This is a genomic window from Acinetobacter sp. GG23 (assembly GCF_057766365.1).
In genome coordinates, this window is record NZ_JBYMDJ010000011.1 from 11,780 (window position 1) to 30,167 (window position 18,388).

Sequence of the window (18,388 nt, forward strand, 5' to 3'; positions counted from 1 at the left end):
ACAAAATAGCATCTTTAAAAGCACCTTTAAAGATACTCATAAAGATATCTGTTAAGTATGAGTTTTTTATATAAATCGAAAAATAGATATCAAGTAAAACTGTAGAAAATAGATGGTTATTTTATTGTATTTATTGGAGTTTTATGGTTTAAAAGTATTTAATAAAACTACTAAGCGAAAGAATATTTAAATATGTCTAAATGTACAGCTCCAGTTAGAGGTCATAATTCAGCAAGTGCTAGAGCAAACTGCCCTGCATGTCGTAATGGCTATAGCAGCAGAGGTTACAATTCGTATTCCTCTCACAATTCATACTCGTCTTACAGTTCATCCTCAAACAGTTCTAGAACTGTTACTGGTAGTAGAGGAGGACAATCATCGGGGAAAATAAAAGCTCGATGGTCTCCATCAAGTTCAACGGTCTTATATACAACTGAAGAAATTAGAACTCTTTCTCCAGTACGTGAAAATGTAGAAAAACGTATAGACACACCAGACTTGAGAGATGTTTTTCTTTGTCATGCTTGGGATGATAGAAAAGGAGCTGCTCAAGAATTACATGATTTACTCGAATCAAAAGGGGTCTCTGTTTGGTTTAGTGAAAAAGACGTTTTACTTGGTTCATCATTACTTCGCGAAATTGATAAAGGTTTAGCAAAATCAAGAGTTGGTATTGTATTAGTTACACCATCTTTTCTTAAACGCGTTAAAGGAGAAGGGGTGGCAGATAAAGAACTATCAGCCCTTTTAGCTCGTGATTTACTTGTTCCAATTGTTCACGATACTACTTTTGAAGAATTACGTGATGTTAGCCCCTTACTTGGATCACGAAGTGGTCTAAGTACTATAGAAGAACCTATAGCCAATATTGCGACTAAACTAGCGGAGCTAGTAACACCATAAATTGTAAGATATATATGCATCACAAATCTCTTATGCGAAGCGTGGATCAAGTATCCATGCTTCGCATAATCCGTATTATTTTAATTTTAGTAATTGTGGTCGACTCTATTTAAGTCATGTACTAATATAACTACTAATAAATTTAAATACTTACATGATTACTTTATGGCTAACTTTATCTTTCGTAATTCTGAAATCGGTGGGTTAGATGCAGAGTTTGATACCTTTTTAGATGAATGCTTCATTGAAACTCCAATTTACTCAAGTTTAGTGTCTTTTGATTCATCTGATTTAGACTTCAACAAAAGAATCATCATTGGTCGTACTGGATCTGGTAAAACTGCTTTATTAAAACAATTATCTAGAGATGATAGGATAAAAAAACATTCAAAAATTGAAGCAGAATCAATGATTTTTGAACATATAAAAAATAACACTTTTATCAATAGCTTAATTCAATCTAATATTGATTTAAGAATTTTTTATAAGTCACTATGGTTACATTCATTATTAATAGAAACGGTGAAAATTCTTTATCCTAAAGAACATACATTTATCGATTCTGTTAAAGCAATTCTAGGAACTAAATCAGCTAGTACTGCTAAGTTAGCTAACGAATATATTGAAAAATATGCTGATAGTTTTTTTAACGACAAAATTATTTCTGAAATAACAGAGAGAATGCAGTCTGATTTAAAAGGAACTATCGGAAATCAATTAGCATCCTTATCTGGCGGTGCTGCTACAGAGATCACCTCTAAAATTCAGACAGAAACTGCAAAATACGTTAATACTGAGTTACTAAAAAAACAAAAAGAGTTGATATCAATTTTAGCGAAAGAACACCATAAAGAATCTCAACATCGACTACTGATTAGTATTGATGATTTAGATAAATCATGGCTTAGTTCCAGCAATATTCGATATGATTTTATTAATGCTTTACTAGATGCATTCAAAGAATTATTAAATATCAAAACCGTCAAAATATTGATTTCTATCCGCACAGATATATTTAAAGGTGTCTATTCTCAAAATCTTAGACAAGGAGAAAAGGATAAATCTCTTATGTTTTCCGTAACATGGAATGAAAAAGATATTAAAGAAATGCTAGATAAGCGAATTCACTATTTAATCAAAGATCAGTATCAAGGAAGGAAAGTAGCTACATTCAAAGATATCTTTAATTTTAAAATTGAGAATGAAGATGCTGATCAGTATGTAATAAAAAGAACGATGCTTAGACCTAGAGATGCTATTGATTTCGTTAATATATGTTTTAAAGAAGCGGATGGTTCACCAGTTTTAGAAGAAGACCATGTTTTAACGGCTGAAGAAAAATTCTATAAATCTAGAAAAGATGCCTTAATTAAAGAGTGGGTTAGTATTTATCCTAATATTGAAATATATATAGACATATTATTGAATATAATAGAGAAAAAATTCTGTTTAAGTGATCTAAATATATATACAAATGAAATTTTGGAAATAGGTAGTAAATCTTCTGAAAGTGATTCTATTGTAGATAACTGTATATCTGATGATTTTAGAGCAATTGTCGATGTTTGGTTTACTGTTGGTTTAGTCGGAATATTTAAAAAGGAATCTTTAATAATATACAGTAGCTTCGAAATGCAAAATTTAGACTTAACAGACTATAAGAAGACGTTTTCGATCCATCCACTCTTTTATCGTTACTAAATCTATTTAACATAAAATCTCTTATACGAAATCAAATTGTAAGCCCAAAATAGAAATGTCCGGTTTCTCCAAAGTAAAAATGTCCGCTTTTAGAATATGCACTTTTGCGATTATCGAAGCGGACGGTTTGATATGTTGGTATCTATGTCGGATAAAGAACTTAAGCCATTGTTAAATATTTGAATCTAAAGAAGCTTAAAAATATTTTGTAGGGTTTGGATAAACCAAGTTCGGGCCTCTAAATCATCTCGGTGGTTATACCAATTAACACTGACGTTAAAGGGTTTTACGGCAAAGGGTAATTCAAAAACATTTACCTCACTGTTGCGTTCATACACTTTCGCTGCACGTGAAGGTAAAGTAACCAACAACTCAGAACTGCTCACCACATCCTGTAAGACACTAAAATGTGGCAGCTCAAGCATAATATTTCTTTTTAAACCTAGTTCTTTTAGCTTTTGATCAATTTCAATGTGTCCGGTAGAGGATTTAATGGCGGCATGCTTTTCATTTAAGTATTGCTCTAAACTGAGCTGCTGCTGTACGCGCGGATGCTGTTTATGCACAATACACATATAACGCTCTTCAAATACGTTACGCGATTCTATTTTTGGCATAACAGTATAGCTGCTATTAAATACCGCAACATCTAAAAAACCGTCAACAAGCCATTCTTCCACTTTATTTGATTTTATTTCTTCGATTTCAATCTTGATGAAGGGTGCTTCTTTGGAAAGGTACTGAACCAGTGAAGGCAGTAAGCATATTTCACCTAAATCCGATAAACCTAACCGAAATATTCGGGTGGAGATTTTGGGATTAAAGTTTTGTGAGGCAGTAATTGCCCTTTCAATTTCATCTATTGATTGGCTAAAGCTAGGATATAAGCTTTGCGCCAGCTTAGTCGGCTTAACCCCAAACTTATCTCGTTCAAACAGAGGATCATTTAAAAATTTACGTAAACGATTAAGATTATAAGTAACAGAGGGTTGACTTAAATTCAATTTTAAAGCCGCATGACTAATGTTTTTAGTTTCATAAATAATAATAAAAACTTTAATAAGACTAAGATCAATCAATGTTTAATCGTCCAAAATCAAACAGGGAGGTTCCCCTCCCACAGTGAATTATTAAGCTTGTACAATTTCAGCTTTTATACTTTTCTTCTTTAAACGGTAGTAAATCATGGAAACACTCAGCACTGCTATTATACAAGGGATCGAAAGCGCTATAAAATTATAATTGATTGGTAAACTTAAGCTCAGTAACCATCCACATAAAATTGGGCCCAAAATCGCGCCTAAACGTCCAACGCCTAAAGCCATACCTAAACCCGTTGCACGAATATTGGATGAATAAAATTGTGACATATAAGCCAATAATAAGATTTGACCACCAATTGAAGCAGCACCCGCAATCGCAATACAAATATACAGGACAAAAGTAGGCAGGCTGTAACTCAGTAAAAATAATGCAATCGCACCACTGAAAAATAATGTGCATAATACTTTGGCTAAATTAAAACGGTCAGCCAAATAGCCACCACCAATGGCACCTAACATCCCTCCAATATTTAAAGCAAGCAGAAAAACTAAACTGGTTGATAAATCATAGCCAGCCTCAACCATTAATTTAGGTAACCAATTTCCTAAGGCATACACCAGAACCAGTGCCATGAACACACTGCCCCAGAATAAAAGTGTGATTGGTCCACGACCCTCTGAAAATAAATCTTTCACAGGCGTTTTTGAAGTGGTTTGATTTTCATGGTGCAAACTAATTTGAGTCTGGGCGTTATAAGTAAGACTACTATCAATTTGTTTAAGAACTTGGAATGCCTTTTCATTTTTCTTTCTACGCACTAAATAGTCAATTGATTCAGGTAATAACAACCAAATCATAGGTATTAACAAAAGTGGTACACCTCCTAGAAGAAACATGATTTTCCAGCCAAACTGTGGTACTAACCACATACCTAGCAAGGCTGAACACATTCCTCCGACGGCATAACCACTGAACATTAACGAAACTAAGGTAGCACGTAATTTTTTAGGTGCATATTCAGTCATCAGGGCAATCACATTCGGCATTACTCCGCCTAAGCCCAGACCTGCTAGAAAACGAAAAATACCAAAACTTTGTGGATTAGAGGCATACCCACATAAAAAGGTAAAACTACTGAACAAACATATGCATAAAATAATTAATTTTTTTCGGCTAAATCCATAAGTTTCTAATTTATCACTGAGACTACCAAATATAATGGCACCAAACATCATGCCAAACAAAGCAATACTGCCGAGGAATCCAGCAGTAATGGTATCAATTTGCCATTCCACCATGAGTTTTGGCAGCGCCACACCATAAATAACCAAATCATACCCATCAAAGATAATGATGAGTGCACTCAGTAAAATTACACGCCAATGAATGGCTTTTAACTGAGCATGATCAATGACTTCATTTGCATTAATATTTTGCATTACAGACCTCCCTGGTCATATATATTGCAATCATTTATTTTAAGAATCTAAGCTAGATTACCCGCTGTAATTGTAATATTTCGCTTTGGCATCAAGCTGAAGCTTGATGTAAGTCTCATGGATATTGATCTATATCCATGAGGATAGGCTTACTTTTATGCGGTAATCAGCAAAGTAAGGATTTCATCCCTATCTTTAAACTTAAAGAAACATGTTGCTAAAGATAATGTATGAAGGATGGCTTAGATCAACCTATCCTTTTTAGAAAAAAATTATGCAGCTACGCGACGACGTTCAACTTCAGAGCTAGGTGCAGCATCCACATCTTTGTTCAGTTCAACATTGAACTGAATATGTTTGAATGGTTTGTCTAAACCACGACGTGCGATCTCAGCTTCATCCGTGATATCTTCAGCTGTAGCCACTAAACCATCACGTGTTGCAAATGCAAAGTCATCCCAAAGGTACTGGTCGCCTTCAATATTGAATTGCGTGGTTAACTTGCGATAGCCCGGTGCAGACACAAAGTAATGCACATGAGAAGGACGTTGGCCATGACGACCTAATTTGTCTAACACAAACTGAGTTGTTCCTTGTGGAGGACAACCATAACCGACAGGCATCGTCGTTTGAGCAATATATTGACCTGCAGTATCTGTTAATACTGTACGACGTAAGTTGAAGTCAGATTGTGACTTATCAAAGAATGAATAGTTACCTAAACTGTTGGCATGCCAGATTTCAACTTTAGCACCTTCAATGATATTACCTTGGGTATCCTTCACAATTCCTTCGATGAACAAGGTCGGGGTTTTATCTGTTTCAGAACCATCATCCATACGGGTAAAACCGACTGATTCAGGTGCACCTGCCACATAAAGTGGACCTTCGATCGTACGTGGCGTACCACCGGTAATACCTGCTTTAGCATCAGCTTCGTCTGCACGAAGATCAAGATAATGTTCAAGACCTAGACCAGCCGCCAAAAGACCAAGTTCGTTGGCTTGACCGGCGTCAGTAAAATACTCAAGACCTTTCCACAATTCTGATTGTGAAATATCAAGATCTTCAATCGCTTGGAAAAAGTCACCCAGTAAACGCACGATAATTTGTTGTACACGCGCATCGACAGGGCCAGTCGCTGTATCGACATTCATTTCTTTCACGAGAGCATCAATTTGTTGACGGTTCATACTGTGACTCCTTAAGTATGCTTATTTATTGGTGGCTCGTTTTTCTCTCATCATCATTGAAAGTAAGCCACTCTCCCTTTTTAATTTGGCTTCTAACTTTAACCTGCCAGTTTTAAATGCTGCTGAATGTCCAGCTGTAATGCTGTGGCAGCATTTTCAATATCTTGTTCAAGTGAGTGTTGCCATAACCAGTCAAAACGATGTGCTAAATGGGCACCGATTTCTTCAAAACTTGGATAATGGGGTGAATAAAACTCATAAATTTCACCTGACTCATGTGAAGTATGCTGAACTTTAACTGCACGCTCTAAACGAATTTCCTCGTAAATTTTTGATACCAATTTAATATTTTCTGCTGTGAGCTGTGGATTAGCCAATAAGTTGGCCAAGATCAGTGCGTCTTCCAAGCCCTGCCCTGCGCCTGCACCCTGATGCGGTAACATGGCATGTGCTGCATCACCAATCACAATGACATTTTGGGTTTTATTTTTATAGGTGGTTAAAGGCGGTGTTTCATGTAATGCCCAAATCGTCGGTTGTTCAATCAAATTCAATAAGGCCTGACAGCTGTCACTCCAATCTGCGAAGTCATCTAACATTTCTTGTTTAGAAACGGGTTTAGTCCAAGGCGTATTTTCTGGCAATGTCGTTTGGGTACGGTCTGATTTAAAGGCAACAATATTAATTTCTTCACCCTGACGAATTGGGAAAGTTAAAATATGTTTGTCTTTACCTAATAGCATTTGAGGCACTTCAGCCAATTCTAAATCATTATCAAGATCTTGAACGGCTTGTTTAAAGTCTTCAAATTTAATGATTCCACGATATGCCCAAGTGCCAGAGAATTCGGGACTCACACGTGCGAGTTGGTGAGAATCAAGCACATGGTTACGTACTACAGAATGGATACCATCACACCCGATCAGATAATCGCATTCAACCAGTTGTCCATCCATAAATTGAATTGAAACCTGATTTTCTGTAGCATTAATTTCTTGAACACGTTTGTTAAAATGCACATTTTTCTGCGGAACCAATGGAATTAAACTATCTAAAAAATCTGCACGATGGACAGAAGATTGTCCTACATTGGGTGCTACAGAGGCAGATAAATATTCATCGGTATAACCATTGCGCCATTGGAACCAGATATCTGTATAAGGTGCTTTTACCTTATCTGCAATCCCTTCATATTCTTGGCTTAAACCTAACAATTGGATCGCTTTTACTGCATTGGCGCCGAAAGAAATTCCTGCACCAATTTCAGAAAATTGCGGGGCAGCTTCATAAAGATGCACATCTAAATTTTGATTTTTCACCAATTGTGTAGTAAGTGCTAATCCTGCAATCCCACCACCAATCACCGCAACTTTAATCTTTTTGTCCATTTTTAGCATTCCTTACTAAATTGCTTAGATTTCCATCATTAGCCATTTTTCAGAATTTATCCAATTTATATTTTTTACCTTGAACTATCTATTTTTTTGATACTTATTATTTAAAAAGACATGATCTAATTAAAAGATATTAAATATCCGATTCATAAGGATTGTGATTTAAGTGGATCAAAATTTTGGATCAATCAATTTCACAAAGCATTATTTGTTAATATCCCAAATTTATTTTTAATAAAATCAATAAAATATTTGTATTTTGGTTGCGTGGAATTATTTTCTAGATAGACCATATATAAATTTTTATGCAGTGGATTAAAATCTACCAAGCATTCAACTATTTTTCCTGATGATAAATCAGCCTGAATATCCCAATTCAATTTATAAGCAATGCCCTTGCCTGCTAATACCCATTGATGAACTATTTCACTACTACTACTAGCCAATTGAGGTGAGACTTTTACTACCCTGTTTTTACCATTCTCCATAAACGGCCACTCACTAAATGTATGCCGATTTCTGATCAAACAGAGACAGTGATGATCCGCCAAACTATACGGACTATCTGGTATTCCAAACTTTTTAAAATATTCAGGAGAAGCGCAATAAATTTTTTTACCTTGTATAAGCGGGACAGAACAGTAATCAATCTCTAAAGGAACTTCAATCTGAAAGGAAAAATCGAGTTCCTGCTCCATTAAATCGACTTTAGAATCAGACAACAGTAATTCAATATTTAAATGAGGATATTGTTCTGCAAACTCTGCAATCCAACCAGCTAAATGCTGTTTCCCGAATTGATTGAGTGAACCAATTCTTAATCGCCCAGTCAAAAAATCCTGTTCACCTTGTAAGTTATTTTCCATTTTTTCAAGGAGGGACAAAATATGCTGGGTATTTTCTAAAAAATATTCCCCTTTTTCAGTTAACTTGAAACGACGGGAATTTCGATCAATTAACTTAACGCCGAATCTCTGTTCGATTTGAGATAGGCGACGGCTCATTGATGGCAATGAGCTTTCCAAAAGAATTGCCGCACGTGTTAGAGAGCCTGCTTCTACAATTTTTAAAAAAAACTCTAGGTCATTTACTTTGTCTCTAATTTTCATACTTTCATTTTTTGAAACTTAAACTCTCATTTTAGCCTATTTTTTCTTCTTAAATATAGTTCATATTATCTAAATTCAAAATAAAGGATGCATTATTTTGAATTTTCAAATACTGAGATTCTGTTCTTACACAGAATGAATCAAGGTGCTTTCAAGGAGAAATACATGTCACTCGTTCATATTTCAGGATTTATTAATGGCGATTTTTTGCCTACTTCTGCCCAGGTCCAGCCTGTATATGATCCAGGCAATTTTACTCATCAAATTGGTTCTATTAGTAATACCAGTTTGGATGATGTTGAAAAAGCCATCAATACTGCACATCAAGCCTTTTTAAATTGGAAAGACAGTAGTATTGCTGAACGTCAAAACTGTTTAAAACAGGCTGCCGATCTCATTTTCCAACAAAAAGATGAACTAAAAGAACTCCTTATTTCCGAACATGGTGGCATGCTTTGGGAAGCAGAAACTGATTTTTACTTGGGTTCAGGCGTAATGAGTATGTATGCTCAGGCTCCAGATGATCTTTTGATACCTAAAGAGATTTCAGAAGAAACAGGCTGGATACGAATTCATAAAAAACCTAAAGGTGTCATCTCTGCAATTGTGCCTTGGAATATGCCTATTGTATTAACAATGATGAAGTTAGGTCCTTTATTACTTGCAGGTAATACTGTGGTGTTGAAGCCTTCTCCATTCTCAGCATTGGCTTTAACTCAATTGCTTGCCAAAATAGCAGCCGTATTTCCAAAGGGCGTGATTAATGTCGTACATGGCGATGCTGATGTAGGAAATATTTTAACGAGTCATCCTCTAGTTCGTAAAGTTGCATTTACCGGTGGAACAGCTACAGGTACAGCCGTAATGGCAAGTGCAGCCCAAACGATAAAAGACGTCACTTTAGAACTAGGTGGAAATGATGCAGCAGTTATTCTAGAAGATATCAATTTTCAATCTATCTTACCCAAATTATTAAAGGGTGTTTTCACACGAAGTGGGCAGATTTGTTTTGCAGTTAAGCGCATATATGTGCCGAAAGATAAGCTCGATCTTTATTTTGATCTTTTGTGTGAAGAGGTTGATAAATATAAAGTTGGACATGGCCTAAATTCAGAAGCAAATTTCGGCCCACTCAACAATAAAAAGCAGTGGTCGATCGTACAGAAATTTATTGAAAATGCAAAAGCATCGGATCAATGTGAAGTACGTGAGTTAGGTCAAAAGTTAAATCCAGAACAGTGGGATAATGGATATTACGTCTTACCTCATGTAGTTAAAACTTTAGATAATTCATTAGAGATTGTTCAGCAAGAACAATTCGGACCGGTCATTCCACTGATTGGGTATGAAACTGTCGAACAAGCCATTGAATACGCAAATGATAATGAGCAAGGTCTATGTTCATCTGTTTGGTCTGAAAATATTGAGCTTGCCTATGAAGTTGCACAAAAGATAGAGGCTGGCAGTACATTTATTAATAGCCATAGTTTTGACTCGTTACAACTCGGTATGCCATTCGGTGGAATCAAGCAAAGTGGTATTGGTCGTGAATTAGACATCAATGAGACATTGAAATCATATCTAGAACCCCACTCTATTCGACTTATTAAATGAAGATCTAGGCCATATTAATTCATATGTTATCTAGCTTTTAGCTAGATAACACTTACATTTAAGGAAAAATGTATGAAAATCAACGCCGCACTTGCGAAAGAAAAAAATTGTCCATTAGTTATTGAAGAAATTGAAATTGATGAACCTAAAGACGATGAAGTTCTTATAAGAATAGTTGCATCTGGTATTTGTCATACTGATGCAGAATCAATCAAAGGAAATGGAACTCCTTTCCCAGCAGTATTAGGACACGAAGGTTCAGGAATTATTGAAAGAGTTGGTTCAAATGTTACTCATTTAACAGTGGGTGATCATGTCGTACTGTCCTATTCATACTGTAACTCTTGCTCCCAGTGTCTTACAGGGCACCACAATTTATGTATGCGTACCATTGAACTCAATTTTGGTGGAAAACTACAAGATCAAACCTATCGACTGCATAAGGATGGTCAAAATTACTCTACCTTTTTTGGACAGTCTTCTTTTGCTACCTATGCTGTAGCGAATAAACATAATGTAGTCAAAGTGGATCATGATGTGGACTTGAGATTATTAGGTCCTTTGGGATGTGGTATTCAAACTGGTAGTGGTACGGTGATGAACAGTTTGAAACCTGAACCTGGAAGCTCTATTGCCATTTATGGAGCGGGTGCAGTTGGATTAAGTGCCGTTATGGCTGCTAACATTTTAGGTCTTAAAAACATTATCGTTGTTGATATACATGAAAATCGTCTTGAGTTAGCGAAAGAACTTGGAGCTACGCATACTCTAAACAGTCAAAATTTAAATGTAGTAGAAGAAGTCAAAAAAATTACAGATGGCGGTGTTCATTATGCAATTGAAACTACCGGTGTTCCTGTTGTCATTAAAAATGGAATAGATTCATTGAGAGTAGCAGGAAAAATCTCGATTGTCGGTATGGGAGGAGATGTAACCTTAAATTTTACAAATGATATTTTGATGGAAGGTAAAACGATTGTAGGCACAATACAAGGAGACTCTACTCCTCAACTACACATCCCTAAAATCATTCAATATTATAAAGAAGGGAAATTCCCCTTTGATAAACTTATAAAGTTTTACGATTTTAACGATATTAATCAAGCATTTGAAGACTCAAAAACTGGCTTAACCATTAAGCCAGTAGTTATAATCGGCTCATAGCTTACTTATAGTTATAATTAAGCTAAAAAAATTATAACTCATTGTTAGTACAGTACTTCATTTAGAAATACTGTACTAATCAAAATGATTATTCGTAATGAATTACAGTACGAATTGATTTACCTTCGTGCATCAGGTCAAAAGCTTCGTTAATGTTGTCCAAGCCCATGGTATGGGTCACGAAAGGTTCGAGTTGAATCTCCCCCTTCATTGCATCTTCAACCATGCCCGGAAGTTGTGAACGACCTTTCACTCCACCAAATGCGCTACCTTTCCAAGTGCGTCCTGTTACCAGCTGGAATGGACGGGTTGAAATTTCCTGACCTGCACCTGCTACTCCAATAATCACGGATTGGCCCCAACCACGGTGAGCGCACTCCAGTGCTGAACGCATAACATTAACGTTACCAATACATTCAAAGGAATGATCTACCCCCCACTCGGTCATTTCAACAATGACTTGCTGAATAGGCTTGTCATAATCTTTTGGATTTAAGAAATCTGTGGCACCGAACTCTTCAGCTAGTTTGAATTTTTCCGGATTCATATCAACCACAATAATACGGCCTGCTTTAGCTTGACGAGCGCCTTGCACCACTGCAAGACCAATTCCACCCAAACCAAATACTGCAACGGTATCACCTTCTTGTACTTTTGCTGTGTTATGCACCGCACCAATACCTGTCGTTACACCACATCCGAGTAAACATACATGTTCCGGATTTGCATCAGGATTAATCTTCGCCAAAGAGACTTCTGCAACAACTGTATACTCACTAAAAGTTGAACATCCCATGTAATGGTAAATAGGTTGACCCTGATAAGAAAAACGCGTCGTCCCATCTGGCATTAAACCTTTGCCTTGAGTAGCACGAACAGCCACACACAGGTTAGTTTTTCCGGATTTACAGAATAAACACTCGCCACATTCTGCTGTATAAAGTGGAATAACATGATCACCAGGTTTTACACTGGTCACGCCTTCACCAACTTCAATTACAATACCCGCACCTTCATGACCTAGCACGGCAGGGAAAACACCTTCAGGATCATCACCCGATAAAGTAAATGCATCGGTATGGCAAACACCGGTATGAGTAATCTTCACCAAAACTTCACCTGCTTTAGGCGGAGCGACATCAAGTTCTACAATTTGTAGGGGTTGACCCGGACCAAATGCTACAGCTGCACGTGATTTCATAAATATTACCTTTATATCTATTTTAAATATGATTTAAGAATTCTACTAACTTCAATTAGCTCTTCATTCCGTTCACTTTCAGTAGACTCACCGGATACCAACGTATCTTTCAAATGTACCTCCAGAAGCTCTGTCATTAATCCATTCATTGCACCTCTAATTGCACAGATTTGTTGCAAAATTGCTGCACAAGGCATCTCACCTTCAAGAGCCTGTTCAATTGCTTGCATTTGCCCTTTCATTTTCTTGACACGCAATAAAATTCTTTTCTTATCTTCGACCTGCTTCGGCATTCAATAAAACCCTTTAAAATAACTATACTGGGGTATAGTATTAAAATTATAAATACAAAGTAAATCAAATACTTTTTCAATTAAAAATCTTAACTATCTAAAAAATATACTTTTTGTAAATTTTTTAAAAATCAACAATATTTCATATACTTGAAATAAATTTTTCTTAGCTAAACTTTTGTTGATCTGATAAAAATATTAATTGATCTATTACATAACGTAGTCCGGGTAATAATATAGGCGTACGTGGCCAAATAAGACTTAATTTAGTTGGGTCAGGATTTAGCCCAAGAAGAATTAATTGTAATTTCTTATTAGTGACATGCTCTTTTATTAAAGAGAAGGGAAATTGCATAATACCGCCTCCAAGGAGACACGCATCTATCATCGCATCACCATCACTGATTTGGTGGAAGGGTTTTGGATAAAACCTAAAATCTTGTGAATTTTCATTTTTTAGTAGCCATCCTAAGGGTGTAGCACCCCGCCATGCGACTAGACATTGATGATTATTCAAATCTTCAAGTGTTTGAGGAATTCCTTTTTTTTCTAAATATTCTGAAGAAGCACATAATACAAGCTGTTGATCATTCAAGTCTTTTGCAACAATATCTAAACTATCCTTTACTTCACCAAATCTGATAGCCAGATCAAAACCTAAATCTTGAGGGTCAATGACTTTATCATTGAAGGTAATAATAAAACTTAAACTTGGATATTGAGTAGACATTTCCATAAGTATTGGAACCATTACCTTTCGCCCAAAGGCTGAGGGCATATCGATTCGTACCACCCCATTAGGGTCTTTTTGATTCGCGCGTAAAATATTTTGCGCAGACTCCAAAGTTTGTAAAGCCTCTAGACAACTTTTTAAATACCCCTCACCTTCTGTGGTCAACGATATTTTCCGAGTACTACGATGAAATAACGTAACCCCTAGATTCTCCTCCAAACGACTTATACTTTTCCCTACAGTAGATTTTGAAACACCTAACTCTTCTGCTGCATTTGTAAAGCTTTTAGTCTGTGCAGCAGTGATAAAATAAATAAGACTTTTAAATGAATCTAATGAAATAGTCGAAAGAGTCATACTGAGTCTTATCCTATAGAAATATCTTATATGGGAACTACATAGCACATAAAAAACAATGTTTACTTAGCTGGAGCCTCAATAAAATTGCTTAAATCTTTTGAAAATTTTATCGGGTTTTTAAATGCCAGAAAATGATCCCCCTCATCACCTTTATAAATAAAGAGTTGAGACTTCTTAATAACGGAATTCATCCATTTCTGACTTTGTAAGTTATTACTATACTCACCTGTAAAAATAGCTGTAGGAAGATTTATTTTGTATTGAATTACATCTTCCCAATTATTAGTGGCATGATCAAAAAGAACAGGAGCCATACTTTCTGGTGACTTCTGAATTACAGCCTGTGCAAAGCTTTCCGAATTTTTAAAATACTCCGAATCTTGCATTTGGTAACGTGAAAATACATTCATGTCTACAACCAGCTGATTTGTAGGTTCATTTCTGGTAAATGCAGCAATCATTCGTTCTGGTGAGGTTGTCATTGCACCTAAATTTGAACGTTTTTCTTCGGTCCAGTCTGTGTGAGCGTAAATAGATACTGGCTCATCTATGAAGGCTAATTTTTTCAACTTATTGTCACCAAAAAGATCAATATAACTCCAGATCACGGATGCTCCCATTGACCACCCAATCAGGTTTACTTGTTTATTTTGAGTATGATCAATAAATTCTTTTAAATCGATACCATAGCGTGAGATTCGATTACCATAAGGAACAGTATCCGATAGGCCCTGATTTCTTGGATCTAGTACATAAACATGATAATTTTTACTGAGTAAATATATAACATTTATAAATTCAGCACCGTTTGCAGACCATCCGGGTATAAATATTAAAGGCTCACCATTTCCAGCTTCCCAATAGGCTAAATTCACGTTATCACTGGTTTTGAATTTATTAATTTTCAACCCTTTAAAATCTGATAACTTTTCAGGAAAACCTTTGATCTTATGGGGGAAATTGTAGTCTTGTGCCAAAGCTTTGATAGCATCCGCAGCAAAAACATTGGGGCTTAAGCTTGTTAGAATTATACTGAGAAAGATAGTAAAAAACTTATTCATAATTCAACCTCTATCAAACAAATTAAAGAGCAATATCACTGTGCAAAGATATTCCGCACTGTTCAGACATTTTTCCCATCCAATATAGAATGTTCTCTGGCCATACAATACCCTTCACAATTGATAAAGAGCGTAAGATTGGGAAAAGAAAAATATCGGTATAAGACCAAGATTGATAAGATTTTTTTAGTAAATTAATATCAACTAATTTGTTAAGAATATTCAGTTCTCTATTGATGAAATCAATTTTCTCAGCACTTAAATTTATTAGATTTGAAAAATTGCCTAATGCAGCTTGTTTTCTGTTAATAAAATACATTCTGGCAGAAATTTTATTAAACTCTTTAAAATTAGAAAATGCCCAACGAGGAATAGCTAATTCATAAATTGATAACTCTATATTCTTAACCCAATTTTCAATGTCAATATTTCTAGATAGAGTTAAGGACTTATTTTCATCAATTGAGTCTATATAACTAACAATATCCAAGCTCTCACCTAAATATTGATTTTCTTTAAACTTTAAAATAGGTAAACTTTTTTTTCCAATCATACTTATAGGAGTTTTTTCATTATCATTATCCAATACAATTTCACTATAACTGATTTTTTTCAAGCCGAGGATCATTCGTGCTCTAGTACAGTATGGACAATGATCATAAATATATAATTCCAATATAGTTCTCCTTAAGTATTATTTGGAAAATCCGTTAAATGGAGTTAAATATTGCGCACCGAACTGATCTAATCTACTTTTTTCTTCATTACTGGGATTACCGTAAACAGTTAATTCCGTTATTTTAACAAGAGAAAGAAACTCATCTGCAAAAGGCGAAAAAGTAGTGTCGATATGAGATAAAAGTGAATTTTCTTTATAGCGTTCAATAATATGAATAATATTTTTTTCATCATTGACACTATATTGATAGGTTAAAGTACCTGGTTCTTTTTGTGTAGCATTGACAATATTAGCTACTAGTTTTTCAAAATTTTGGTAAAGGTTACTATTCAAACTCAATTTAAATACGCAAATAATTTCATTATTCATTAGAATTCCCAACTTTATATAAAAAAGTAAGTGAATAAATTCCACTTACTTTATGAGAGATTGTTAATCTTGTTTTTTCAATGTATCTGAAAATAGTTCTCCAGATATCGCCCAGTTTTCTACTGAAACGTCATTAAAAATCACATAGATATATTTGGGATCAATATTGGCATGTTTAGAAATCGATTCAGTAACTTCCTTTGCTATAGCAGCTTTCGCTTCGTTACGGCCTTCAAATAGCTGGATATTTACAACTGGCATTTCATACACCTGTTTAAAAGAATAGGTTTTCTAATTTAATGGATCATGAATATTTGATAAACAGGCAAAAATTCTCAATATTGTAGAATAAAATTCTACTATTCTTATTTTTTATTAGATCTATAAGACCTTTTATATTATTTCCTATCAACATCAAAAATGTCGTTAATCGATATCCATACCCTTATCAATTAAAGATAGGATATCTTTAGTTAAAAAATTTACTAGAAAACCTTTAGTATAATTTCCTCTGACTACCGTATTTTTACATATGTAATTAAATTTTTTATGTCCCCCAGTTTAGACTTTATTTCTTTGCATAAGTCAGATTAAAAATCGTGATAAAAGAATTACACTTTTTCAATCTAAAATACTTTTAGTAAGGAATTGAACTCAGTATATCCATCAGAATCTAAAAAATGCCCCGCATTCTGCTCTGTAATTAATTCTGCACCGAGTTGATGAGCAAGTTTTTCAGTCAGTATCGGTTCTACTACCACATCATTACTTGAAACAAATACAATAATCTTTTCAAACTTCTCCTTAATTTTATTTAAATCTATTTCGCATTGATTAATAAAATTATCCAAACCAGAAAATGCTTTTAATTGATCAATAAAACCCGCTACAAGTACCAACTTATCTAGCTTAGGACCTTCATAATCTTTTAGAACATCTAATGTAGAAATACATCCTAAGCTATGACAGATTACAGAATCTCCAATTTTCAAATCCTTAAGGATTTGAGCTATATCCTGTTTCCAAACTGGATACTCTGGATTATCAGAATTAGTTAACGGTTTAATAATTAGATTTTTATTTTTGTTCTGTAACTCTGTTTTTAGCCACGGGAACCAATGTGATTCAGTATTTGCCAAGTATCCATGAATTAAAAAAATTGAATTACTCATTTGAATTTCCTGTAATGTAAAAATGTTAATCAATTTGAATTTGAGTGATTTTCTGTGCCTGTTCTTGGCGGATTTCTGCTGGAGTTTTTCTAAAAAATTTATGAAAGACCCGATTCATATGGCTTTGATCAAAGAAACCAGCTTCACCTGCTATAACTTTTATAGGTATATCTTTTTTACTTATTAAAAGTTTTTTAGCTAATTGGATTCTTAATGCCATGATATAAGCAGCAGGAGAAGTACCAAAATCCACTTTAAACTTTCTCATTAGATGCGGCACGCTTAACCCGATTAATAATGCTAAATCTTCTAAATTTATTTTTTCGCTAATATGTTCACGAATATAATCTACTAATAATTTATGTTGTATTTGATTAAATCCTGTCTTACAAAGACCTTCCTTAAATTCTAATTTGGCATAGCGTCTTAATAGATGGAGTGCAATTTGGTTTTTAATACTTTCAACGAATACATTGCCCCCTACTCCGCCACTTCTTAACTCTTGTTCTAGTAAGGAGGATAAAACGGGCAAGATCTCATCTTTTATTCCTACTTCATCAGGTATCCGAATATTCGCAATGTCGTAATCAAAAACTTGATTAGCCATATTGGAAACTGTTTCGTGATCTATATAGACATGTACAACTTCAAGATCATCATTCCATGCCCATCGAGTATCTTCTCCACAAGTCAGTAAGGATACTGTTCCAGAATTAACATGTTTACTCATCCATGAATTAGATCCGCGACGCTTCATTTCTAAATTGTCAGTCTTATAATTGACAATCATATAATCTCGCATGGCAGGAATATTTACATCTAAATAATTATAGGTATAACCACGCATCGCTATGTTTTCCCAACCTGAGCCTATACTGTCTATCGTCAGATCACCAGGCACCCATAAGATTACTTCTTCGGGTTTAACTAACTCTTTTTCGAAACTATTATTGCTCATT

The 18,388-nt window shown here is 34.9% G+C and carries 18 protein-coding genes; 4 read left to right on the forward strand and 14 right to left on the reverse strand.

Features of this window, described 5'->3' with window-relative positions; all coding sequences use genetic code 11:
* Positions 1-192: 192 nt before the first annotated feature.
* Positions 193-903, forward strand: a complete 711-nt coding sequence (locus AC3CAU_RS15170; RefSeq protein ID WP_447054510.1) for a toll/interleukin-1 receptor domain-containing protein — start codon at positions 193-195, stop codon at positions 901-903.
* A gap of 165 nt (positions 904-1,068) precedes the next feature.
* Positions 1,069-2,604, forward strand: a complete 1,536-nt coding sequence (locus AC3CAU_RS15175; RefSeq protein ID WP_447054508.1) for a P-loop ATPase, Sll1717 family — start codon at positions 1,069-1,071, stop codon at positions 2,602-2,604.
* Positions 2,605-2,789: 185 nt separating this feature from the next.
* Here the strand turns inward: AC3CAU_RS15175 and AC3CAU_RS15180 are convergent, their stop codons facing one another.
* The 5 genes from AC3CAU_RS15180 to AC3CAU_RS15200 all read right to left on the reverse strand — a co-directional run bounded on the left by AC3CAU_RS15180 (position 2,790) and on the right by AC3CAU_RS15200 (position 8,783).
* Positions 2,790-3,680 carry a LysR family transcriptional regulator gene (locus AC3CAU_RS15180; protein WP_447054560.1) on the reverse strand — a complete coding sequence of 297 codons (891 nt, stop codon included), beginning with the start codon at positions 3,678-3,680 and terminating at the stop codon, positions 2,790-2,792.
* Positions 3,681-3,734: 54 nt separating this feature from the next.
* Entirely contained in the window at positions 3,735-5,087 is a 1,353-nt protein-coding gene (locus tag AC3CAU_RS15185) for an MFS transporter (protein WP_447054507.1), read from the reverse strand.
* A gap of 272 nt (positions 5,088-5,359) precedes the next feature.
* A complete protein-coding gene (gene catA / locus AC3CAU_RS15190; protein WP_447054506.1) occupies positions 5,360-6,280 on the reverse strand; it encodes a catechol 1,2-dioxygenase in 921 nt (306 codons plus the stop codon).
* A 98-nt stretch (positions 6,281-6,378) separates the two neighbouring features.
* Positions 6,379-7,668: a salicylate 1-monooxygenase gene (gene salA, locus AC3CAU_RS15195; protein ID WP_447054505.1), complete on the reverse strand. Its 1,290-nt coding sequence runs from the start codon at positions 7,666-7,668 to the stop codon at positions 6,379-6,381.
* A 200-nt stretch (positions 7,669-7,868) separates the two neighbouring features.
* Positions 7,869-8,783: a LysR family transcriptional regulator gene (locus AC3CAU_RS15200; RefSeq protein ID WP_447054504.1), complete on the reverse strand. Its 915-nt coding sequence runs from the start codon at positions 8,781-8,783 to the stop codon at positions 7,869-7,871.
* A 165-nt stretch (positions 8,784-8,948) separates the two neighbouring features.
* Here AC3CAU_RS15200 and AC3CAU_RS15205 point away from each other — a divergent pair, with 165 nt between their 5' ends.
* Both AC3CAU_RS15205 and AC3CAU_RS15210 read left to right on the forward strand, forming a co-directional pair.
* Positions 8,949-10,397: an aldehyde dehydrogenase family protein gene (locus AC3CAU_RS15205; protein WP_447054502.1), complete on the forward strand. Its 1,449-nt coding sequence runs from the start codon at positions 8,949-8,951 to the stop codon at positions 10,395-10,397.
* 72 nt (positions 10,398-10,469) lie between these two features.
* Positions 10,470-11,561 carry an NAD(P)-dependent alcohol dehydrogenase gene (locus AC3CAU_RS15210; RefSeq protein WP_447054501.1) on the forward strand — a complete coding sequence of 364 codons (1,092 nt, stop codon included), beginning with the start codon at positions 10,470-10,472 and terminating at the stop codon, positions 11,559-11,561.
* Between the two features lie 88 nt (positions 11,562-11,649).
* On the opposite strand, the gene AC3CAU_RS15215 is transcribed toward AC3CAU_RS15210, so the two are convergent.
* The 9 genes from AC3CAU_RS15215 to AC3CAU_RS15255 all read right to left on the reverse strand — a co-directional run bounded on the left by AC3CAU_RS15215 (position 11,650) and on the right by AC3CAU_RS15255 (position 18,387).
* Positions 11,650-12,762, reverse strand: a complete 1,113-nt coding sequence (locus tag AC3CAU_RS15215) for an S-(hydroxymethyl)glutathione dehydrogenase/class III alcohol dehydrogenase (protein ID WP_447054500.1) — start codon at positions 12,760-12,762, stop codon at positions 11,650-11,652.
* 17 nt (positions 12,763-12,779) lie between these two features.
* A complete protein-coding gene (locus AC3CAU_RS15220) occupies positions 12,780-13,055 on the reverse strand; it encodes a metal/formaldehyde-sensitive transcriptional repressor (protein WP_447054559.1) in 276 nt (91 codons plus the stop codon).
* 166 nt (positions 13,056-13,221) lie between these two features.
* On the reverse strand, positions 13,222-14,145 hold the full coding sequence (locus AC3CAU_RS15225; RefSeq protein ID WP_447054558.1) for a LysR family transcriptional regulator: 924 nt from the start codon (positions 14,143-14,145) through the stop codon (positions 13,222-13,224).
* A 62-nt stretch (positions 14,146-14,207) separates the two neighbouring features.
* A complete protein-coding gene (locus AC3CAU_RS15230; protein WP_447054557.1) occupies positions 14,208-15,209 on the reverse strand; it encodes an alpha/beta fold hydrolase in 1,002 nt (333 codons plus the stop codon).
* A gap of 22 nt (positions 15,210-15,231) precedes the next feature.
* Positions 15,232-15,885 (reverse strand): glutaredoxin 2, encoded by a 654-nt coding sequence (gene grxB / locus AC3CAU_RS15235; RefSeq protein WP_447054556.1) that lies wholly within the window; start codon positions 15,883-15,885, stop codon positions 15,232-15,234.
* An 18-nt stretch (positions 15,886-15,903) separates the two neighbouring features.
* On the reverse strand, positions 15,904-16,257 hold the full coding sequence (locus AC3CAU_RS15240; RefSeq protein ID WP_447054555.1) for a putative quinol monooxygenase: 354 nt from the start codon (positions 16,255-16,257) through the stop codon (positions 15,904-15,906).
* 63 nt (positions 16,258-16,320) lie between these two features.
* Positions 16,321-16,518, reverse strand: a complete 198-nt coding sequence (locus AC3CAU_RS15245) for a tautomerase family protein (RefSeq protein WP_447054554.1) — start codon at positions 16,516-16,518, stop codon at positions 16,321-16,323.
* A gap of 365 nt (positions 16,519-16,883) precedes the next feature.
* Complete coding sequence (locus AC3CAU_RS15250; protein WP_447054553.1) at positions 16,884-17,429, reverse strand: RBBP9/YdeN family alpha/beta hydrolase; 546 nt, start codon at positions 17,427-17,429, stop codon at positions 16,884-16,886.
* A 25-nt stretch (positions 17,430-17,454) separates the two neighbouring features.
* The gene (locus AC3CAU_RS15255) at positions 17,455-18,387 is read right to left on the reverse strand and encodes a helix-turn-helix domain-containing protein (protein ID WP_447054552.1); all 933 of its coding nucleotides are present in this window, start codon (positions 18,385-18,387) and stop codon (positions 17,455-17,457) included.
* Between the last annotated feature and the right edge of the window lies 1 nt (position 18,388).

Bases quoted from the DNA above. Each gene is read 5' to 3' on its own strand.
- AC3CAU_RS15170 (WP_447054510.1), top strand. From the start codon at position 193: ATGTCTAAATGTACAGCTCCAGTTAGAGGTCATAATTCAGCAAGTGCT.
- AC3CAU_RS15175 (WP_447054508.1), top strand. From the start codon at position 1,069: ATGGCTAACTTTATCTTTCGTAATTCTGAAATCGGTGGGTTAGATGCA.
- AC3CAU_RS15185 (WP_447054507.1), bottom strand. From the start codon at position 5,087: ATGCAAAATATTAATGCAAATGAAGTCATTGATCATGCTCAGTTAAAA.
- catA (WP_447054506.1), bottom strand. From the start codon at position 6,280: ATGAACCGTCAACAAATTGATGCTCTCGTGAAAGAAATGAATGTCGAT.
- salA (WP_447054505.1), bottom strand. From the start codon at position 7,668: ATGGACAAAAAGATTAAAGTTGCGGTGATTGGTGGTGGGATTGCAGGA.
- AC3CAU_RS15200 (WP_447054504.1), bottom strand. From the start codon at position 8,783: ATGAAAATTAGAGACAAAGTAAATGACCTAGAGTTTTTTTTAAAAATT.
- AC3CAU_RS15205 (WP_447054502.1), top strand. From the start codon at position 8,949: ATGTCACTCGTTCATATTTCAGGATTTATTAATGGCGATTTTTTGCCT.
- AC3CAU_RS15210 (WP_447054501.1), top strand. From the start codon at position 10,470: ATGAAAATCAACGCCGCACTTGCGAAAGAAAAAAATTGTCCATTAGTT.
- AC3CAU_RS15215 (WP_447054500.1), bottom strand. From the start codon at position 12,762: ATGAAATCACGTGCAGCTGTAGCATTTGGTCCGGGTCAACCCCTACAA.
- AC3CAU_RS15220 (WP_447054559.1), bottom strand. From the start codon at position 13,055: ATGCCGAAGCAGGTCGAAGATAAGAAAAGAATTTTATTGCGTGTCAAG.
- AC3CAU_RS15225 (WP_447054558.1), bottom strand. From the start codon at position 14,145: ATGACTCTTTCGACTATTTCATTAGATTCATTTAAAAGTCTTATTTAT.
- AC3CAU_RS15230 (WP_447054557.1), bottom strand. From the start codon at position 15,209: ATGAATAAGTTTTTTACTATCTTTCTCAGTATAATTCTAACAAGCTTA.
- AC3CAU_RS15240 (WP_447054555.1), bottom strand. From the start codon at position 16,257: ATGAATAATGAAATTATTTGCGTATTTAAATTGAGTTTGAATAGTAAC.
- AC3CAU_RS15245 (WP_447054554.1), bottom strand. From the start codon at position 16,518: ATGCCAGTTGTAAATATCCAGCTATTTGAAGGCCGTAACGAAGCGAAA.
- AC3CAU_RS15250 (WP_447054553.1), bottom strand. From the start codon at position 17,429: ATGAGTAATTCAATTTTTTTAATTCATGGATACTTGGCAAATACTGAA.
- AC3CAU_RS15255 (WP_447054552.1), bottom strand. From the start codon at position 18,387: ATGAGCAATAATAGTTTCGAAAAAGAGTTAGTTAAACCCGAAGAAGTA.